The sequence below is a fragment of the Streptomyces sp. E11-3 genome, assembly GCF_046540415.1.
Lineage (GTDB): Bacteria > Actinomycetota > Actinomycetes > Streptomycetales > Streptomycetaceae > Streptomyces.
In genome coordinates, this window is sequence record NZ_JAZGRL010000002.1 from 1,792,175 (window position 1) to 1,810,424 (window position 18,250).

An 18,250-nucleotide genomic window follows, 5' to 3' on the forward strand; every position below is an offset into this window, starting at 1 on the left:
AGGGGCATCGGGGTCGGGGCCGGGGTCGCCGAGTGGTGTCCAGCCCGGGTCCCCGGTGGTCGCGAAGTCGGCCCAGGCCCGCACCATGCGCCGGGACAGCTGCTGGTCGGCGGTGTTGGGCGGGCCGCCGACCAGGAAGGACAGGTCCTCGTTGTCGAGGTTGCCGAAGGCGAACGGGACGTCCGCGCAGTGCCAGGCCCGTACCGCCGCCGCCCCGCCGGTCCCGGTACGCCGCCGAGCGAACCGGGAGACGTACGCCCGGCCGCCGCCCCGCGCCTGCTGCTCGGCGAACCGGTTCGAGTACTCGCCGAACACCATGTCGCCGAAGATCGCGAGGTAGACATCGAGCACCGGAGCGTCCGGCAGCAGTGCGCGATACCCGTCCACCAGCTCATCTGGCAGCCTGAAGTCCCGTGCGAAGGCGGCCAGTTGCTCGGCACTGTCCACCTTCGCGCTGCTCCCGACGGCGTCGAGTAGCCAGTACTCCTCGTCGGTGTGGCAGACCAGCAGGTCCACGTCGCGGGCAGCACCGGCCGCCACGGCCGTCAGCGGGTCGGTGGGCAGTACGTCGTCGTCGATGACCGGGGCGTAGAGCACGGGGTCGTAGTGGCGGCTTCCGGAGTCCCGGTTCCCGCGACAGGCGTCAACCATCTGGTCGGAGGCGCGGACCAGCGCCTCCGGGGGCGTGCCGAGCAACCCCTCGGCCGTGGCGGGGCACCCCGCCGCCGCGGCGATGTCGCGGGTGGTCGCGGCGGCGATCTCGGGCGAGTAGCACGTACTGACGACACTGTGCGCGATGGCCCGCCCAAACAGCCCGCGCGCCCGCTCCATCGCCATCAGACAGGCGATCGACGCCGCCCCTGACGACTGCCCGGCCATCGTGACGTTCTCGGGATCGCCCCCGAACCCGGCGATGTTCTCGCGCACCCAGCGCAGCGCGGCGATCTGGTCGAGCAGGCCCCGGTTGTCCGGGAAGTCCTCACCGCCACCGGGGATATGCCCGAACCCCTCGAATCCCAGCCGGTAGTTGAAGGTGACCACGACCAGCCCGGCGCGGGCGAGCGCGGTCCCGTCGAAGTCGGGCTGAGCGGAGGAGCCGAAGGTGTACGCGCCGCCGTGCGCCCAGACGAGAACGGGCAGCCGTCCGCCGCCGTCGGAGTCCGGCGCCCATATGTTCACGGTCAGAATGTCCTCGTCACCCGGCGACCACACCGGCGCACCCGGCAACTCGGCCGACTGCGGTGCGACCGGCCCGAACTCCGCTCCGTCCCGGACCCCGCTCCACGCGGGCGCGGGCTGCGGTGCACGGAACCGGTTGGCGCCGAACGGGGCGGCGGCGTATGGGATTCCGAGGGCGGAGACGACGTCGGACACGGGCCGGTGGCCGCGCACCAGACCGCCTGTCGTGGTGAAGAGGTCCATGGTCATCAGCATTCCATCACCTGACGCGCCACGACCAACACCAAGATCACGCCGATTGACGCAGTTCCGATGTCAATTGCGACGCACTGGACCGGGTGCGGAGGTCGACACCCACCACGCCCCGGTGTAGATCCCGAGCATCCCGCCGACGGCGAACGCGCCTCCCCACATGGCCAGTTCCATGGGTTCACCCGTCGGGTCCCCCTCGGTCCGCACCCCGTCGACCGCCACGACCCGGCCCCGCCACACGGTTCCCGTGACCTGGCTCCCGACGGTCAGGTACTCGACCATTCGGTCATCGTCGAAGTCGACCCGTCCGCTCCCCAGCGCGGGCCCGGACAACTCAGCCCAATACTCGGGCTGCTTGCCCTCCTTGATCTCCACGGCGTCGACCGTGAACCCCACCGTCTGCAGACAGTCCTGCCTGACTTCGGGGTCGGGCCGGGCGCAGGGCCGAGTCGCCTTGAACGCGTCCTCCTCGGCCAGCGCCCCCGGCAGCCGGAGCAGCGCCAGACCTCCCATCAGCAGCGCGGCGATCCCCGCCAGCACCATCACGGCACCCTTCCCGCGCTCCCACCAGGCCTCCACCCGCGCCTCGCGCTCCCGCTGCCGCGCCTTCTTCCCCACACCCCGAGCCATGCCACCCCGCCTCCTCCCGGCACACCATACGGGTGTGCTCCGGGAAGCCACAGGGCCATAACCATCCAGGTCAGCCCCGCCGACACTGCCGGACTCCGGCAATCACGTGTCCGATCAGGTCCAGAGTGGCCGGTCTTTGCCCCAGCGAGTCGGTGGGTGGCTCCAGTTCCGGGGCGACCCTTCGTAGTGGACCGGAGGGAGGGCGTGGTCGAGTAGGCCGTACGGCGATGCGGTCCTGGTCAGCCAGGGCTGCGGGGTGTAGGCCTCACCCTCGATGGGCGCGGGGCGGATGCCGTGGAGCAGCCAGGACGCGGCGCCCGCGAGGGACAGGCGTACGTGTCGCCCGCCGCCGTGTGTCTGCCGGTCGCTGAGGGCGCGCAGGACCGCCGCCGCGAGCAGGTACCCGGTTCCGTGGTCCAGGGCCTGCGCGGGCAACGCCCCTGGGGTGCCGTCGGCGGCGGCCTCGATCGCGGCGATGCCGCTGGCGGCCTGGACCAGGCTGTCGAAGCCCCGGCGCCCGGCCCACGGCCCGGACCGGTCCCAGCCCCAGGCGCAGAGTTGGGCGACGATCGCGTCGGGTCGCCGCGACAGCAGTGCGTCGGGGGCGAGGCCGTACTGGTCCAGCGCGCCGGGGCGGTAGCCGGTCATGACGACGTCGGCCGTGCGGAGCAGCTCCTCGAAGCGGTCCCGGTCGCCGGGAGCGGAGAAGTCAAGCAGCGTCGAGCGCTTGCCCATGCCGGTGTCGGCGTGCGCGTCCGCGCTCTCGGGTAGTTGCGGCGCGTCCACGCGCAGTACGTCGGCCCCAAGTAGGGCAAGAGTGCGGGAGGCTACGGGTCCGGCGATGACGCGGGTCAGGTCCAGGACTCGTACGCCGGTGGCGGGCAGGGGTGACGGCGGCAGGGTAGTCCGTGGGCCGTTGTCCCCGGTCACCTGTGTCTCGACCAGCGGGAGTCTCGTGTCCCACGGGGCATCGGCGACCGCCACGGCGAGGCCGCCCGCCGCGTACACGCTCTCCTGGACCTCCTGCGCCTGGCTCTTCGCCAGCTCGTCGGCCAGGATCCGGGGCAGCGTGTCGTCGTCGCCGGTGTGGTCCGGGAGACCCAGGGCGGACAGCAACCGGGCGCGGTGGTGCGGGTAGTTGGCGTGGGTACGGACCCAGCCGTCGGCCGTACGCCAGAAGCCGGACAGCGGGGCGAAGGTCGTGGGGGCGCGGCCGTCGATGCGCAGGTGGCGTTCGCTGACGAATGCGGTGGCTACGGCGCCTTCGTGGACCCGGACACGGGCTACGGGACCCGAGCCCGCGTCCCGCAGCGCCAGCAGTTCCGCAGCGGCGAGCGAGCAGGCCCCCACCGTCGCGCGCGCCAGCTCCCGCACGGGCAGGCGCGCGGGGAGCACGCCGGCCGCACCCTCGTACGAGACCCGGTCGAGCAGCTCGGGGCGCCCGCCGAGGGCAGACCAGGCTTGGGCGGTGGCTTCATCGTTGGTATGGATCACGTGACCTCAGAGCGCGACGACATGGACATCCGACGGATTCAGTGCCTCGAGGTAGGCGCGCAAGTCATCCGGATCACTGGTGAAGATCACCGCACTGCCGTGCCTGGCCGCCGCCAGGGCCACCCAGGCGTCCGCCGCGTCCGGCTTCTTCTTCGGCGGCAACCGCGCCTCCCCCAGTGCGGTACCCACTCGACGCCAGTCGGTGACGTCAGGCCCCATCGCGCAGGCAATGCACTCGGGACGGCCCGCGCGCGCCTCACGCATTGCGGGCTCCGAGCTCCGAGCCTGCGGCACCGTACAGTCCTTCAGCACCCCGGCCAGTGCATGCACCAGCGCCGGACGCGGCCGCCACACCTGTGCGAGAACAGGTCCGAGGACGAGCGCGCGGTGGGGGCTCGTCCTCATCCCCTCATGGAGGCGCACCGCCTTGGCCTTCCGGTCGGCGAGCGCGATGAGCATCCCCGTGTCATAGACCGGGACGCGTGCCGTCACGCTGCTTCCCCCGGGCGGACTCCGGCACGGTCCGTGCCCCGCACGAGGCCAAGGGCTTCCGCTACCTCTTGCCGCTCCTGCTCCGTGAGCTCCTCCGGAGCGACGTCCGGCTCCGGAGGCAGTTCGGCCGCCTCCGCCTCCGCGGCAGCGATCAGTGCATCCACCCCGGCGAACTGCTCCTCTATGGCATCGGTCTCCGCCATCTGCCGGGTCGCGGCATGCACCAGGTAGGCCGAGACATCCATGCCGGCCCGCTCAGCGTGCGCCCTCACGCGCTCGGCCTGCTCCTGCTCAAGGCTGATACTGATTCGGGTCTTAGCCACATCGCCAGTGTATGACGCGTATTACGGCTCGCCAAGCTGCTGACTCCGGCGCTGGCTCCGCGCGACCCGACGCTCCGCGTAGTGCGTGGCGAGGACATGGGCCCCGAGTGCCGCGAACACCGCCCAGACCGGCGCTGCCCACCCGCCCGACAGGGCTCCCGCGATGCCCCCCACGAGCCAGAGGGCAGCCATCCAGTCCGGCCCGTCGAAGTCTTCGAGACGGCGCACCCGTCAGGCCTTGACGGAGGTGACGAAGGCCGTCCAGCGCGGCCGGGCCGAGTGCTGGCGAGCCGGGGCAGCCTGGGCAGTCGGGCGCGACGATCACCCTCCAGGTGTCGCGTGACAGCGGCCGCACCTGGGGCCCGGAGCGGGCATACCGCCCGGACCACATGGCGGCGCCGCTAGACACAGCCCACCGCTACCCGCCGTGCACCTGCCCGTCACCTGCCCGCGCTGCACGCAGTAAGCGAGCCGTGGCGGTCAGACGCTCAGACCCCGCACGCGTTCATGGGTGTGCGACTCGATCTCCATCGCGGCGGCGTGCAGCAGTTGGTGGGTGAGGTCGGAGAGGGCGCGCGCGCAGGCCAGTTCGTCGCCGATGGCGGGGACGTTCTCGTCGCTGGGGTTGGCGCGGGCCGTGCCGTGGCCGACCACTTCGCCGTCCTTCCCCATCAGCTTGGCCTCTGCCTTGGTGAGGCGGTCCACCTCACTGATCTCGACCTGGATGTTCCACGTCTTGGCGGGCATGACGAAACCCTCCTTAGCGGGGCGCGGGGCATGGACCTGCCGCTTATATCCAGGCTGGCACGTTGCCCTGCCACCCGCACATCGGGCGGGTGGCAGGGCAACGTGCCAGCGCTTGAGGTGGAAGGTCAGCAGCAGGGCGAGCCCGCCGGATGGCACCATGGGCGCACTCACGCCCCGTACCCGTACGCCGTACCCCTTAGCCCGTACGACCTGGAGGAACGCCATGGCCGCGACCGCGCCGACGCCCAAGCCGGAGATACTCGCCGCCTTCGAGGGCGCCAAGGGGTTCATGCCTGTCGGGGAGGGGCTCGCCCTGCATGCCGCCGCTGTGGAGGCGGGGCGGCTGGGGCTGCCGCTGCTTGAGGTGGGGACGTACTGCGGGCGGTCGACGATTCTGCTGGCCGACGCCGCTCGTGAGGCGGGGACGACGGCCGTCACCGTCGATCACCACCGCGGGAGCGAGGAGCAGCAGCCGGGGTGGGAGTACCACGACCCGACCGTCGTGGACCCGGAGGTCGGACTGATGGACACCCTGCCGACCTTCCGCAGGACCCTGCACAGGGCCGGCCTCGAAGAGCATGTGGTCGCCGTCGTCGGGCGGTCGCCGCAGGTGGCCAAGGTGTGGGGCGGGCCGCTCGGGCTCGTGTTCATCGACGGTGGGCACACCGACGAGCACGCGACCGGTGACTACGAGGGGTGGGCTCCGCACCTTGCCGACGGTGGGCTGCTCGTCATCCACGACGTCTTCCCGGACCCGGCCGACGGCGGCCAGGCCCCGTACCGCGTCTACCGCAGGGCTCTGGAGTCCGGCGCGTTCACCGAGATCTCCGTCACGGACTCACTGCGCGTCCTGCGGCGTACGGGCTCTGGCATCTGAGCGCGCCGAAAGCACCGCTGGGTGTCGTGCGACGCGCGCCGATAGCATCGCTGCGTGTCGTACGACGATCCTGACAACCCCTCCCCCGCGCCGCGCCGCCCCTTCCGCCGTGGCGGTGCACTCGTCGTGGTCGCCTCGCTGGTGCCCGTCGGTCTTGGCGGGTGGCTGCTGTGGCAGGGCGTGAGCGGCGCGGCCTCGGACGACCAGCCGTCGGGCGGTACGGCGGCGAGCAGCTCCGCATCCGGCCCCGCGTCGAGCTCCTCGTCCAGTCCCACATCGAACTCCCCGTCCAGTCCCGCGCCCTCCGACGGCAAGTCCGAGTCCGGGGCGGCCAAGCCCACGCCGTCCAAACCCAGCACCACCGCCTCGGCCCCTCCGCCCACCGGCCCCCTCAAGGGCAAGGTCGTCGTCATCGACCCCGGGCACAATCCAGGCAACTTCCAGCACACCACCCAGATCGCCCGCCTCGTGGACGTCGGCACGCACCGCAAAGCGTGCGACACCACCGGTACCGCGACCAACAACGGCTACTCCGAGGCCGAGTTCACCCTCGACCTCGCGCACCGCCTCCGTACGCTGCTCGAAAAGCAGGGCGCGACCGTCAAGCTCACCCAGAACGACGACCGCCCGTACGGGCCCTGCATCGACGAGCGGGCCCGGATCGGCAACGACGCCAAGGCCGACGCCGTCGTGTCCCTCCACGCCGACGGCTCCGGCGACGGCAACCGCGGGTTCCACGTCATCCTCCCCGGCAAGGTCAAGTCCGGTGCCGCGGACACCACCGCCATCGTCGCGCCGTCGCGCGAACTCGGTGAGCGCATCGCGGGCGGCTTCGTGCGCCGTACCGGCAACGCACCGGCCAACTACATCGGCGGCGGCACCGGCCTCGACGTGCGCAAGGACCTCGGCGGGCTCAATCTGTCAAAGGTTCCCAAGGTGTTCATCGAGTGTGGCAACATGCGCGACGCCAAAGACGCGGCCCAGTTGACCAATGGGACGTGGCGGCAGAAGGCCGCGCGTGGCATCTCGGAAGGCATCGCGGGCTTCCTCAAAGGGTAGGCAGGGGAAGCGCGCCAACGGGTAGGCAGGGGGAGCACGTCGGGACCTTTATGCGGAGCAGACACCCCGGCCGTGCGGGCGATACTGTCGCCCGTACGATGGGGGGCCACCCCCGCGCTTCGCACCATGCGTACCGGCGACAGCGACGCCTACCGACTCGACGACTTACGAAGGACCTGAAGTGAATTTCCGCTCTCTCACTCGAGGCGACGCAGTGGTGATCGGAGCAGCGGTGTTGCTGTTCATCGCCTCGTTCCTCGACTCCGTCGACTGCGAAGGCCCCGGTGGCTGCGACTCGAAGGCCTGGGACAACGGCGGGCTGCTGGCAGGCGTGTACCTGCTCGGCATCCTGAGCGCCGCGCTGATCGTCGTCGGACGCGCTCTGACGCCACCGCGCAAGATCATCGGCCTTGACCTCGGCCAGATCGGCATCGCCTTCGCGATCGCCACCGCCTGGACCTCGATCTTCTCCATCGGCGACCCCGCGGGCTTCCTGGACCTTGACGGGATCGACGCCGGTGTCGGCCTCATCTTCGGCCTGATCGCCGGTCTGGCGCTTGCTGGCGCCGCTATCGCCACGCCTCTCGTCCCGGCCCTGAGTGCCCCGCTGATGGGCGCCACGCCCGCTCCGATGATGGGCCAGCAGCCGTACGGCGGCCAGCCCGGCATGCCGCAGCAGGGTGGCTACGGCTACCCGGGTGCGCAGCAGCAGCCCTACGGCGGTCAGCCGCAGCCGGGCCACCAGCAGCCTTCGTACGGTGGCCAGCAGCAGCCCTCGTACGGCGGCCAGCCGGGCCAGGCCGACCAGGCGCAGTTCCAGAAGGCTCCGGAGCCCGCGCAGGCGCAGCAGCCCCAGGCCGCCGCCCAGCAGCAGCCCGCCGGTGACTTCTCGCCGTTCTGGTTCGCGGTGCCGGTGGCCCGTCCGCTGTACGCGGAGGACGGTTCGCCGACGCCGATCGCCGAGCTGGCGCCGGGTACCTGGTACCTGGCCGTCGAGCAGCGCGGTCCGGGTCTGGTGGCCCAGACGCAGGACGGCCGTCGTGGTGTGCTGCAGGACACCACGGGGATTCAGCGCGGCTGACGCCGACAGCTAGTCACATATCCGGGCAACGGCCCTCGTCCACTCGGACGGGGGCCGTTGCCTTGTCCGTGGCCGCCCCGTACAGTCTGCGCACCGAAGTGAACTGACGATCCGTCAGAATCGGTGCCACTGCCACGGGAGGGCGCATGCGGCTCGGGCTCGCACTCGGCTACTGGGGGCGCGGCCCCAACCCCGACCACGTCCAGCTCGCCCAGGAGGCCGAACGGCTCGGCTATGACTCGGTGTGGACCGCCGAGGCCTGGGGCTCCGACGCGTTCACCGCGCTGACCTGGATCGCGGCGCGGACCTCACGGATCAGGCTGGGCACGGCCGTTGCGCAGATGGCGGCCCGCACCCCGACCGCCACCGCGATGCACGCGCTGACCCTGGACCACCTCTCCGGCGGACGGATGATGCTCGGCCTCGGGCTCTCCGGGCCGCAGGTGGTGGAGGGCTGGTACGGGCGGCCCTTTCCGCGCAGCCCGCTGACCGCGACCCGCGAGTACGTGGATGTGATCCGGCAGGTACTCCGGCGCGAGGGGCCGGTCGCGTTGGACGGGCGGTTCCACGGGCTGCCGTACGACGGCCCCGACGGCACCGGCCTCGGCAAGCCGCTCAAGCCGATCACCCACCCGCTGCGGGCCGAACTGCCGGTCCTGCTCGGCGCGGAGGGCCCCAAGAACATCGCGCAGACGACCCGGATCGCGGACGGCTGGCTGCCGCTGTACTGGTCGCCGACGCGGACGGACGTGTACGAGGCCTCGCTGACCGGCCTCCGCGAGGGCTTCATGGTGGCGCCGATGGTCCGCGCCACGGTCTGTGACGACGTCGCGGAGGGACTGCTCCCGGTCAAGGCGATGCTCGGCTTCTACATCGGCGGCATGGGGCACACGTCCCGCAACTTCCACGCCGACCTGATGGCCCGGATGGGCTTCGAGGAGGCGGCACGCCGTATCCAGCAGCTCTTCGCCGAAGGCCGCAAGGAAGAGGCCGTACGCGCCGTCCCGGACGCATTCGCCGACGAGATCTCTCTGGTCGGCCCGCGCGAACGCATCGCGGAACGCCTGGAGTTGTGGCGCAAGGGCCCGGTGACGGACCTGCTGGTCCTGGCCCCGGACCCGCATACGCTGCGCGTACTGGCGGAGTTGAACACGGTCGGGTGATCCCCGGGCCGGGATCTACGCGAGACACCCCCTCGGGGGTGTCTCCCCTAGCCGCAGCAGTCCGGCGCCAGCCCTCGCGGTAGCCGCTCCCCGTCGAAGACCGCGCAGGTCGCCTCGTCGCCGCCGAGCGCGGCCACCGCGAGCAGCAGCGCGCCCGCCGTCCAGGCGGTCTGCTCCACCGGCCAGACGGCCTGGTCCTCGTAGACGTATCCCGTCCAGTAGAGGCCGGACTCCTCGTCTCTCAGGTGGCCGATCGACTGGAGGATCTCCAGGGCCCGGTCGGACTCGCCTATCACCCACAGCGCCAGGGCGAGTTCGGCGCTTTCGCCGCCGGTGACCCAGGGGTTGGGGACGACGCAGCGGACACCGAAGCCGGGGACGACGAAACGGTCCCAGCTCTCCTCGATACGGGCCTTGGCCTCGGGTCCGGTGACCGCGCCGCCCAGGACCGGGTAGTACCAGTCCATCGAGTAGCGGTTCTTGTCGAGGAAGCGTTCGGGGTGGCTGCGTATCGCGTGGCCGAGTGCGCCGAGGGCCAACTCCCAGTCGGGTTGCGACTCTTCGCGCTGTTCGGCGATGGCGAGTGCGCAGCGCAGGGCCTGGTGGATGGAGGAGCTGCCGGTGAGCAGGGCGTCGGTGACCGGCGTCCCGCCGTCCTCGGGGGCCTCGCGCTTCCAGCCGATCTGGCCGCCCGGCTGCTGGAGGGTCAGGACGCACTCGATCGCCGCGTGGACGTGCGGCCACATACGGTCGAGGAAGGCGTCGTCGCCGGTGGCCAGGTAGTGGTGCCAGACGCCGACGGCGATGTACGCGCAGAAGTTGGACTCCACGCCCCGGTCGGTGGGCCGGGTCGCGTCGCCGTCGTCGTAGGCCGCGTACCAGGAGCCGTCCGGGTTCTGGTGTCGGGCCAGCCACTCGTAGGCGCGGGCGGCGGCCGCGTGCTCGCCTGCCGCGTCCAGGGCCATCGCCGCCTCGGTGTGGTCCCACGGGTCGAGGTGGTGGCCGCGGAACCACGGGATGGCGCCGTCCTCGCGCTGTCCGGCGAGGATGCCCTGTACGGTCCGGGCGGCCTGCTCGGCGGTGAGGACCCCGGGCAGGACCAGGTGTTCCGTCCGGGGGGTCGTCACTTGGCGGCCGCCGCGGAGTCGGCGGAGAGCGTGTCGTCCGAGAGCGTGTCGTCGGACAGGTTCGGCAGGTGGGGCTTTGTCGCGTAGGCCACGAAGCTCTTGCCGATCAGGGGGTTCAGGGCCTGCTCGGCCAGCTTCGTAGCCAGCGGCTTCTTCATGATGTCCCAGACCAGCAGCTTGTGGTACGCGCGGACCGGCAGCGCCTGGTCGTTGTCGACCCCGAACGCGCACTTGAGCCACCAGTACGGCGAGTGCAGCGCGTGCGCGTGGTGGGTGCCGTACGGCTTGAGTCCGGCCTCCCGCATCTTGCCGAGGAGTTCGTCGGCCTTGTAGATGCGGATGTGGCCGCCCTCGACCTCGTGGTAGGCGTCGCTCAGCGCCCAGCAGACCTTCTCGGGGCCGTGCCGGGGGACGGTGACCGCTATCCGGCCGCCGGGCCTCAGTACCCGGACCATCTCGGCGAGTACACCCTTGTCGTCGGGGATGTGCTCCATCACCTCGGAGATGATCACGACATCGAACGACGCGTCGGGGAACGGCAGCGCGAGCGCGTCGCCCTCCATCGCGGTGGCGGTGGCACCCTCGGGGGCCTCGCCCGCCTCCTTCATCGCGGCGAACCACTTGGCGACCTCGCGGATCTCCTCCGCGTTCTGGTCAAGGGCCACCACGCGCGCCCCGCGCCGGTAGCACTCGAACGCGTGGCGCCCGGCGCCGCAGCCCAGGTCCAGTACGCGGTCGCCCGCGGCGAGCGGGAAGCGGGAAAAGTCGACGGTCAGCACGAGTGCCTGCCTTCTCGGTCGAGTCCGGCGATGGGGGTGGCCGCGGGGCGGCGGATGTCGCGGGTGTAGCGGGGGTGGCGACGGAGGTTCATCGGCGGCGGATGTCGCGGGTGTAGCGGGGGTGGCGACGGAGGTTCATCGGGGGGTGCCTTCGGTCGCGCGGGCGGTGGAGCCGCCGGAGGTCGCGGAGGTGCCCGCCGCGTGTGCGATCGCCTCGCGGTAGCGCTCGGCCGTGCCCTGGGCCGCGCGGGCCCAGGTGAAGCGGGCGAGCACCCGCTCACGGCCCGCGGCGCCGAGCCTGGCGCGCAACGCGGAATCGCCGAGCAGACGGTTCAGCCCGGCCGCCAGGGCGCCCGCGTCGCCCGGAGGCACCGCGAGGCAGGTCTCGCCGTCGGGTCCCGCGACCTCCGGGATGGCGCCACCGGTGGTTGCCAAAAGTGGCGTACCGGTCGCCATCGCCTCGGCGGCGGGCAGCGAGAAACCCTCGTAGAGCGACGGCACGCAGGCGATTTGGGCGCTGCGCACCAGGTCGACCAGTTCGGCGTCGGTGATGCCCTTGACGAACTCGACGGCGCCTTCCAGGCCGTAGCGTTCTATGGCCCCGGCGACCGGGCCGTCCTCGGCGCGTTTGCCTACGACGACGAGATGGGCGGACGGGTTCTCGGTGCGGACCTTGGCGAGCGCCTCGATCAGGTGGATCAGGCCCTTGAGGGGGACGTCGGCGCTGGAGGTCGTCACGATCCGGCCCGGCACCTCGGGCACCGACGGATCGGGCGAGAAGAGGTCGGTGTCGGCGCCGATGTGCACGACGTGGATACGGTCGTCACGGACACCGAGGTGGTCCACGATCTCCTGGCGAGAGCTACCGGAGACGGTGAGGACCGAGGGCAGTCGGCGGGCCACCCTCTTCTGCATCCGGGTGAAGCCGTACCAGCGGCGCACCGATGCGCGGCCCTGCCAGTTCGCGGCCGCGTCCAGCTCCAGCTGCCGGTCGACGGTGATCGGGTGGTGGATCGTGGTGACCAGCGGGGCCCCGAGCCGCTCGGGGCCGCCGAGCAGGCCGTAGCCCAGCGTCTGGTTGTCGTGGACGACGTCGAACTCGCCGCGGCGGGCGGCCAGGTGGCGGCGGGCGCGCAGCGAGAACGTCAGCGGCTCGGGGAAGCCGCCGGTGCGCATGGTGGCGAACTCCAGCGCGTCGACCCAGCCGCGGAACTCGGACCGCTTCGGCGTGCGGAAGGGGTCGGGGCTGCGGTACAGGTCGAGGCTGGGCAGTTCGGTGAGCGGGACGCCCTCGTCGAGTACGGGGTAGGGCTGGGCGCCGATCACCTCGACGTGGTGGCCCAGGCGTGCGAGCTCCCGTGAGAGGTGGCGTACGTACACGCCCTGGCCCCCGCAGAACGGGTTCCCCTTGTAGGTGAGGAGCGCGATGCGCAGCGGACGTTCTCCGTCGCCCGACGCGGCCGCACGGGGCCCCGTCTCCATGGCCTCAGCGGTCACTCACGGCCCCCTTCTCCCTGCGGTTCCCGCGAGGTTACGCCGGGACGCTAATCTAGAACAAGTTTCAGACTTGATCGTTCAAGGAGCTTCGAATTTACCGGCAGGTAAGGCGACTGGGAGGCCCGGAGCAGGTGATTCGCGCCACCACCCGGGCGCCTGCCATGCTCTACGGCCCACACTGAACTCCACCTAATGGAACACCGCCCAACGGAACACCGCTCAACGGCCCACCGCTCGAAGAAATCGCCGCTCGAAGAATCGCCGCTCACACCGTGGAACGGGACATATGAGTACGGAAGTAAAGGAATCCGGCGCCGCATCCCCTCCCCTGACGGAGCGCCAGGAAGCCCGTCGGCGCCGCATCCTGCACGCCAGCGCCCAGCTGGCCAGCAAGGGCGGCTTCGACGCCGTACAGATGCGCGAGGTCGCGGAGTCCTCCAGCGTCGCGCTCGGCACGCTGTACCGGTACTTCCCGTCCAAGGTGCATCTACTGGTCGCCACCATGCAGGACCAGCTCCAGCACCTGCACGGAGCGCTCCGCAAGCACCCTCCGGCCGGGGACACGGCCGCCGAGCGGGTCGCCGAGACGCTGATGCGGGCCTTCCGCGCGCTGCAGCGCGAGCCGCATCTGGCGGACGCGATGGTACGGGCGCTGACCTTCGCCGACCGGTCGGTGAGCCCGGAGGTGGACACCGTGTCCCGGCTCACCACGGCGATCATCCTGGACGCGATGGGGCTGGAGAACCCGACTCCGCAGCAGCTCTCCGCGGTACGGGTGATCGAGCACACCTGGCACTCGGCGCTGATCACCTGGCTGTCGGGGCGGGCCTCGATCGCCCAGGTGAAGATCGACATCGAGACGGTGTGCCGGTTGATCGATCTGACGTCGCCGGAGCCGTCGCCGACAGGCTGAGCCGTCACTGGAAGGTTGAGCCGTCAACGGAAGGTCGAGCCGTCAACGAGCGGCTGAGCGCTCGGTCTGCGCCACCACGTAGGCGGTCAGACGACCCGCGTACCCGCCCTCTCACCACCTTTCTGCCGCAATGCCGCCTGCCGTGAGCCCGCCGTTCCGCGGCCGCGCCGCGCGCCATGGCCCTGCCCTCCGCCACCGCTGCGGGCTTCGCCCAGCTCGGGCGGCGGAGACCGGCCAACCGGGCGGTTCCTGAAGCTCAGGGGGCGCACGCAGGGGCCCCGGATGCGCCCCCAGCGCCTCCCCTTGGCCAGTTCTCTGCGTCCATGACACCGCCCCCGCGACTATGAATAGATCTGCGTGCTGAACGAAGCAGCCGGTGGGTGGGGAGCTGGAGGAGCAGGTGTGATCCGGGTACTTCTGGTGCACGACGCTCGACTGCTGCGGGCGGCCCTGGCGGAACGTCTCGCCAGAGAGCCTGACCTGGAGGTGAGCCATGCTCCCTGGAGCGGTGCGCGCGCCCGGGTCTGTGCGCTGCGGCTCGACGTGTGCGTCGCGGATCTGGACTGCGAGGCGGGGTACGCGGTGCCGCCGCTCGGCGAGCTGTCCGCCCCGGCCGGGCGGTCGGACAGCTGCCCGCTGGTCGTCCTCGGCAGTCCCGGCCGTCCCGGGCCGCTGCGGCGGGCCGCGGAGGCCGGGGCACTCGGCTACGTCGACAAGGCGAGCCCGCCGGAGCGGCTGCTCACCGCGATCCGCCAGGTCGCCCGGGGCGACCGGTTCATCGACGACTCGCTGGGCTTCGGGTTCCTCAAAGCGTCTCAGATGCCGTTGACCCGGCGTGAGTTGAGTGTGCTGTCACTCGCCGCCGGGGGTGCCTCGGTCGCCGAGATCGCGCACAGTCTCCATCTGTCCAACGGGACGGTACGCAACTACATGGCGGCCATCACCCGGAAGACCGGTGCCCGTAACCGGGTGGACGCCATCCGGATCTCCCAGGGCGAGGGCTGGGTGTGACCAGGCGCCCACCAGGTCGCGGTAACGGGCGGAGCGGTCCAGGAGCTCCTGGTGGCTGCCGCACAGCGTGTGCTGCCCGTCCATGACCAGCACTCGGTCGGCGCGGCGGGCCGAGCTGATCCGGTGCGCGATCACCACGAGCGTGCCGCCCGGACGGGCCGCGAACGCCCGCTCGGCGCGGGCCTCGGCCACCGGGTCCAGGTGACAGGTGGCCTCGTCCAGCAGGGCCAGCGGCGCGTACGAGAGATAAGCACGGGTCAGTGCGATCAGCTGCCGCTCGCCCGCGGAGAGCGCCGCCGGGTCGACCTGCGCGGCGGGCCCGCCGAGACGGTCCAGCAGGCCGGTGAGGCCCACGGCCTCGGCCGCGGCCAGCAGCTCCGGCTCCGGTACGGGGTGCGGCCGCAGGTAGGAGAGGTTCTCGCGGACCGTGCCGCTGAACACGTACGCCTCCTGCGGGATCAGCACCCGGTGGCGCGCGGCGGCCCGCCCGCGCACCGGCTGGCCGTATACCCGCACCTCGCCGCCCGTGGGTTCCAACAGACCCGCGATCACCCCGGCCAGTGTGGACTTCCCGACCCCGCTTGGTCCCACCACCGCGAGGTGGCCGCCCTGCGGGACGGTGAGGTCGAGCCTGTCTATGACCGGCTCGGCTGCGGCGCCGTAGGCGAAGGTGAGCTGTGTGGTGGTGAGGGTTGGGGTGGTGTGGGTTGGGGTTGTTTGCGTTGGAATGGGATTGGTTGGGGCGGTGTGGGTGGGGGGTGTTGAGGTTGCGGCTGTGCCTGGAGTGAGGCGGTCGAGTATGACCATCAGGCGGGTGCCGCTGGTGCCCAAGCCGTGTACCAGCTGCTGTAGGGCAGGCAGCAGGGCGTGGGTGAGGTACGTGAAGGCTCCTACCAGTGCGCCTGGTGTGACGTCGTGTGCCAGGAGCCAGGGGGTGGTGGCCAGCAGGAGGATGACGGGGAGGTGGCCGCCGATGGCCAGCGCCGCCACGCGCAGGACGCTCCAGTGGGCCAGCGCGCGTGCGGCCCGGTACTCCGCGTCCACACGGGTGCCCACCTCCTCGGCTACCCGGCGCTCCGCACCCGCCGCCGTCACGTCGCGCAGCCCCGCGCAGACCGCGCCGAGCTGGCCTGCCACCGCCTCGTCCGCGGCGAGAAAGGCCCGCTGGCGGCGGGCCAGTACCGGCAGGCTTGCCAGGAACAGCGCCACACCGGCCAGCACCGGAGGGCCGACCACGAGTAGCAGGAGCGGCGCGAGCGAGAACAGGCCCAGCAGGGCCCCGGTCGCCGTGAACAGGAACGACCGCGAGACCATCACCAGACCGGCGAAAGTGTCCCGTGCCATCTCCACCTGCTCGGTGAGCCGGGAGACCGAGGAGGTGTCAGCCTCCCGCAGGCCCCGCGCGCTCACCCGGCGCACCAGCATGTTCCGTAACGGCTCCACCAGCGCGGCGAGTGCCCCGTACACCCGCGCTGTCCCGTACGCCCCGATCACGACCGCGCAGGCCGCGGCGCTCAGCCAGCCGAAGCCGATGTCCTGGCGGCCGGACAGGAAGCCGTCGTCCAGGGCGCGGGCCAGCGCGTAGCCGGTCAGGAAGGTCTGGCCCGTCTCCAGTACGGACCAGGCGGCCAGCCGGGCTACTACGCGCCACCTGTCGCGTAGGTAGCGGATGCCTCGGCGGTAGGTGTGCGGGTGGCTGCGCCGCCTCTGCTTTGAGGCTTCGGTCATGTCTCCGACCGTCCCGCCGCGTCGAAGACCGCCCGGTACTCCGGGTCGCGCCACAGCCGCTCGTGCGGGCCCACCGCGCGGATCCGGCCCCCGTCGAGCCAGGCGACCGCGTCCGCGCGGGCCGCGGTCGAGGCCCGGTGGGCGACTATCAGGCGGCTGGCCGTGGGCGTGTGCCGCAGTAGTGCCTGGGTGATCTGGTGCTCGGTGACGGTGTCGAGGCTGGACAGCGCGTCGTCCAGGATCAGCAGCCGCCCCGGGTGGGCGAACGCGCGGGCCAGGCCCAGGCGTTGGGCCTCCCCACCGGACAGCGGGGCGTCGGCGCAGGGCGTGTCGTACCCCTCGGGGAGGCGGCGTACGAACGTGTCGGCGCAGGCGGTTCGCGCGGCCTGGGTGACTCGCTCCCGGGTGGGGGTGGGGTCGAGGTCCGGNCCGCCGCGCCGGGCCCGTACGCCCCGGAGTTCGAGCCGTCCGCTGCCCTGGGTCCGGGGCGGCAGGGGGCGGGTACCGTACTCCGTCGCGGGCTCGGTGAGCACCTCGCCCAGACGGTGCGATGCGGTCCTGGCGCGCACCAGGCTGGCCAACCGGCCGACGAACACGCCGATGCCGGTCGCCAGCGCCACGTAGCGCGAGGCCGCGAGTAGTTCGCCGACCGAGAGCCGTCCCTGGGCCAGCAGGTGGCCCGCCACCGCGAGCACCCCGATCTGCAGCAGCGGGGCGAGGGCCGCTGCCTGGGCCGCGGCGCGGCCCTGCACCCGCCACATACGGTGGCCCTGGAGGGCCAGTTCGGGCAGCGGGCGCAGGATGCGTGCGGTCTCCTTGTCGGCGGTGTGGGCGGCCGCGATCGTGCGGGAGCCGTTGATCGCCTCTGTCAGGCGGCCCGCGATGTCTCCCTGGATACGCTGGTAGCGCGCCGAGCAGTCGGAGGAGGCGCGGGCGAAGGCACGTAGCAGTAGGGCCAGCAGTGGGGCGCCCGCGATGAACACCACGGCGAGCCAGGGGTCGATCAGCCAGAGCGCCGTCATGGCACCTAGGGGCAGCACCAGGGCCGCGAGCAGCGCGGCGATCGTCGTGGGCGCGGTGCCTGCCGCTGACGCGTTACCGATCAGGCGGGCGACGAGGTCGCCGGGGGCGAAGCGGGTTGTGGCCCGTGGCCCGACGGCCAGCAGGTGGTGGACGAGTTTTCCGCGCAGCCACACGGTGGTGCGGGCGTTGGTCGTGCCGGTGAGTACGGCGTCGACGGCGTCGAGCAGGGCGAGGACGCAGAGGAGGGCGGTGCACAGGAGGACCCAGCGGGTGGCTGCGTCGGTGTCGCCGCCGCCGCCGTCGCCGCTCGGTGCGAGCAGTAGGTCCAGGGCTCTGCCGAGGGCTGCGGGGAGCAGCAGGCTCGCGGCTGCGGCGGCGGTGCTCAGCAGGGCCAGGGCTGTGCAGCGCACTGCGCTGTGCCGGGCTGCGGCGCGCAGTGCCGAGGTGCCGTGCTTCTCGGGGGAGTTGGCCATACGTGTCCGTGGTGGGAGGGCGGGGGTGCGGCTCGGTGCGGTGCGGTGCGGCTCGGGTCGGCTCGGTGCGCTCTGCCTTCGTTGTGGGGCGGGGGCGCGGTGGGGGGGTACGTGCTCGCGCTCGTCGCGCTCCCCGGCGGAGATGCCCGCATCCGGTGTTGGGGCGAAGCTAAGCGCTGCGCGCGCACCCCCCACCACGCCCCCTCACGTGAGCATCGCGTCTGCGGGCGGGTGGGGGCTCGCGCTCCCCGTTGTGGGCGTCTGCCCCCGTTGTGGGCAATCGTTCCGCAGGGCGGAACGGGTGGGCACAACCGCTCGCTACGGGGCACCCGTTTCACCAAGCCCGGAGGGCAACACCCCCCCGGCACAGGGCGCCGCCTCGCGGTGGACGGACCGCGGGTG

The 18,250-nt window shown here is 71.9% G+C and carries 17 protein-coding genes and 1 pseudogene; 6 read left to right on the top strand and 12 right to left on the bottom strand.

Annotated elements, in window-relative coordinates; all coding sequences use genetic code 11:
- The 7 genes from U9R90_RS27205 to U9R90_RS27235 form a co-directional block, all read right to left on the bottom strand.
- A partial coding sequence (locus tag U9R90_RS27205; RefSeq protein WP_411059816.1) for a carboxylesterase/lipase family protein occupies positions 1-1,422 on the bottom strand: 1,422 nt, incomplete at its 3' end.
- 72 nt (positions 1,423-1,494) lie between these two features.
- Positions 1,495-2,061, bottom strand: coding sequence for a hypothetical protein (locus tag U9R90_RS27210; protein WP_411059320.1), 567 nt, complete (start codon positions 2,059-2,061; stop codon positions 1,495-1,497).
- A 114-nt stretch (positions 2,062-2,175) separates the two neighbouring features.
- Positions 2,176-3,555, bottom strand: a complete 1,380-nt coding sequence (locus U9R90_RS27215) for a CoA transferase (RefSeq protein WP_411059321.1) — start codon at positions 3,553-3,555, stop codon at positions 2,176-2,178.
- A 6-nt stretch (positions 3,556-3,561) separates the two neighbouring features.
- Positions 3,562-4,047 carry a hypothetical protein gene (locus U9R90_RS27220; protein WP_411059322.1) on the bottom strand — a complete coding sequence of 162 codons (486 nt, stop codon included), beginning with the start codon at positions 4,045-4,047 and terminating at the stop codon, positions 3,562-3,564.
- A complete protein-coding gene (locus U9R90_RS27225; protein ID WP_411059323.1) occupies positions 4,044-4,370 on the bottom strand; it encodes a hypothetical protein in 327 nt (108 codons plus the stop codon). The genes U9R90_RS27220 and U9R90_RS27225 overlap by 4 nt, the downstream gene beginning before the upstream one ends.
- 21 nt (positions 4,371-4,391) lie before the next feature.
- Positions 4,392-4,598: a hypothetical protein gene (locus U9R90_RS27230; RefSeq protein ID WP_411059324.1), complete on the bottom strand. Its 207-nt coding sequence runs from the start codon at positions 4,596-4,598 to the stop codon at positions 4,392-4,394.
- Positions 4,599-4,850: 252 nt separating this feature from the next.
- Entirely contained in the window at positions 4,851-5,117 is a 267-nt protein-coding gene (locus U9R90_RS27235) for a DUF1876 domain-containing protein (RefSeq protein WP_411059325.1), read from the bottom strand.
- A gap of 223 nt (positions 5,118-5,340) precedes the next feature.
- On the opposite strand from U9R90_RS27235, the gene U9R90_RS27240 reads away from it, so the two are divergent.
- From U9R90_RS27240 to U9R90_RS27255, 4 genes are all read left to right on the top strand, one after another.
- Positions 5,341-5,994 carry a class I SAM-dependent methyltransferase gene (locus U9R90_RS27240; protein ID WP_411059326.1) on the top strand — a complete coding sequence of 218 codons (654 nt, stop codon included), beginning with the start codon at positions 5,341-5,343 and terminating at the stop codon, positions 5,992-5,994.
- Positions 5,995-6,048: 54 nt separating this feature from the next.
- Positions 6,049-7,053, top strand: coding sequence for an N-acetylmuramoyl-L-alanine amidase (locus U9R90_RS27245; RefSeq protein WP_411059327.1), 1,005 nt, complete (start codon positions 6,049-6,051; stop codon positions 7,051-7,053).
- Between the two features lie 181 nt (positions 7,054-7,234).
- On the top strand, positions 7,235-8,134 hold the full coding sequence (locus tag U9R90_RS27250; protein ID WP_411059328.1) for a hypothetical protein: 900 nt from the start codon (positions 7,235-7,237) through the stop codon (positions 8,132-8,134).
- Between the two features lie 146 nt (positions 8,135-8,280).
- Positions 8,281-9,297 (top strand): LLM class F420-dependent oxidoreductase, encoded by a 1,017-nt coding sequence (locus tag U9R90_RS27255; RefSeq protein ID WP_411059329.1) that lies wholly within the window; start codon positions 8,281-8,283, stop codon positions 9,295-9,297.
- Between the two features lie 47 nt (positions 9,298-9,344).
- Here U9R90_RS27255 and U9R90_RS27260 read toward each other — a convergent pair whose 3' ends face one another.
- The 3 genes from U9R90_RS27260 to U9R90_RS27270 all read right to left on the bottom strand — a co-directional run bounded on the left by U9R90_RS27260 (position 9,345) and on the right by U9R90_RS27270 (position 12,700).
- A complete protein-coding gene (locus tag U9R90_RS27260) occupies positions 9,345-10,424 on the bottom strand; it encodes a prenyltransferase (RefSeq protein ID WP_411059330.1) in 1,080 nt (359 codons plus the stop codon).
- The gene (locus tag U9R90_RS27265) at positions 10,421-11,203 is read right to left on the bottom strand and encodes a class I SAM-dependent methyltransferase (protein ID WP_411059331.1); all 783 of its coding nucleotides are present in this window, start codon (positions 11,201-11,203) and stop codon (positions 10,421-10,423) included. Before U9R90_RS27265 ends, U9R90_RS27260 begins: the two co-directional genes overlap by 4 nt.
- A gap of 135 nt (positions 11,204-11,338) precedes the next feature.
- Positions 11,339-12,700: a glycosyltransferase family 4 protein gene (locus U9R90_RS27270; RefSeq protein WP_411059332.1), complete on the bottom strand. Its 1,362-nt coding sequence runs from the start codon at positions 12,698-12,700 to the stop codon at positions 11,339-11,341.
- A 286-nt stretch (positions 12,701-12,986) separates the two neighbouring features.
- On the opposite strand from U9R90_RS27270, the gene U9R90_RS27275 reads away from it, so the two are divergent.
- Complete coding sequence (locus tag U9R90_RS27275) at positions 12,987-13,613, top strand: TetR family transcriptional regulator (RefSeq protein ID WP_411059333.1); 627 nt, start codon at positions 12,987-12,989, stop codon at positions 13,611-13,613.
- Between the two features lie 402 nt (positions 13,614-14,015).
- Positions 14,016-14,624: a response regulator transcription factor gene (locus tag U9R90_RS27280; RefSeq protein ID WP_411059334.1), complete on the top strand. Its 609-nt coding sequence runs from the start codon at positions 14,016-14,018 to the stop codon at positions 14,622-14,624.
- 219 nt (positions 14,625-14,843) lie between these two features.
- On the opposite strand, the pseudogene U9R90_RS27285 reads toward U9R90_RS27280, so the two are convergent.
- Positions 14,844-16,352 (bottom strand): annotated as a pseudogene (locus tag U9R90_RS27285) (ATP-binding cassette domain-containing protein); the annotation flags it as partial.
- On the bottom strand, positions 16,349-17,848 hold the full coding sequence (locus U9R90_RS27290; protein WP_411059335.1) for an ABC transporter transmembrane domain-containing protein: 1,500 nt from the start codon (positions 17,846-17,848) through the stop codon (positions 16,349-16,351). The gene U9R90_RS27290 and the pseudogene U9R90_RS27285, both read right to left, overlap by 4 nt.
- Positions 17,849-18,250: the final 402 nt, after the last annotated feature.

Excerpts from the sequence above, each read along its gene's own strand:
- U9R90_RS27235 (WP_411059325.1), bottom strand. The coding sequence starts at position 5,117 with ATGCCCGCCAAGACGTGGAACATCCAGGTCGAGATCAGTGAGGTGGAC.
- U9R90_RS27240 (WP_411059326.1), top strand. The coding sequence starts at position 5,341 with ATGGCCGCGACCGCGCCGACGCCCAAGCCGGAGATACTCGCCGCCTTC.
- U9R90_RS27275 (WP_411059333.1), top strand. The coding sequence starts at position 12,987 with ATGAGTACGGAAGTAAAGGAATCCGGCGCCGCATCCCCTCCCCTGACG.
- U9R90_RS27255 (WP_411059329.1), top strand. The coding sequence starts at position 8,281 with ATGCGGCTCGGGCTCGCACTCGGCTACTGGGGGCGCGGCCCCAACCCC.
- U9R90_RS27210 (WP_411059320.1), bottom strand. The coding sequence starts at position 2,061 with ATGGCTCGGGGTGTGGGGAAGAAGGCGCGGCAGCGGGAGCGCGAGGCG.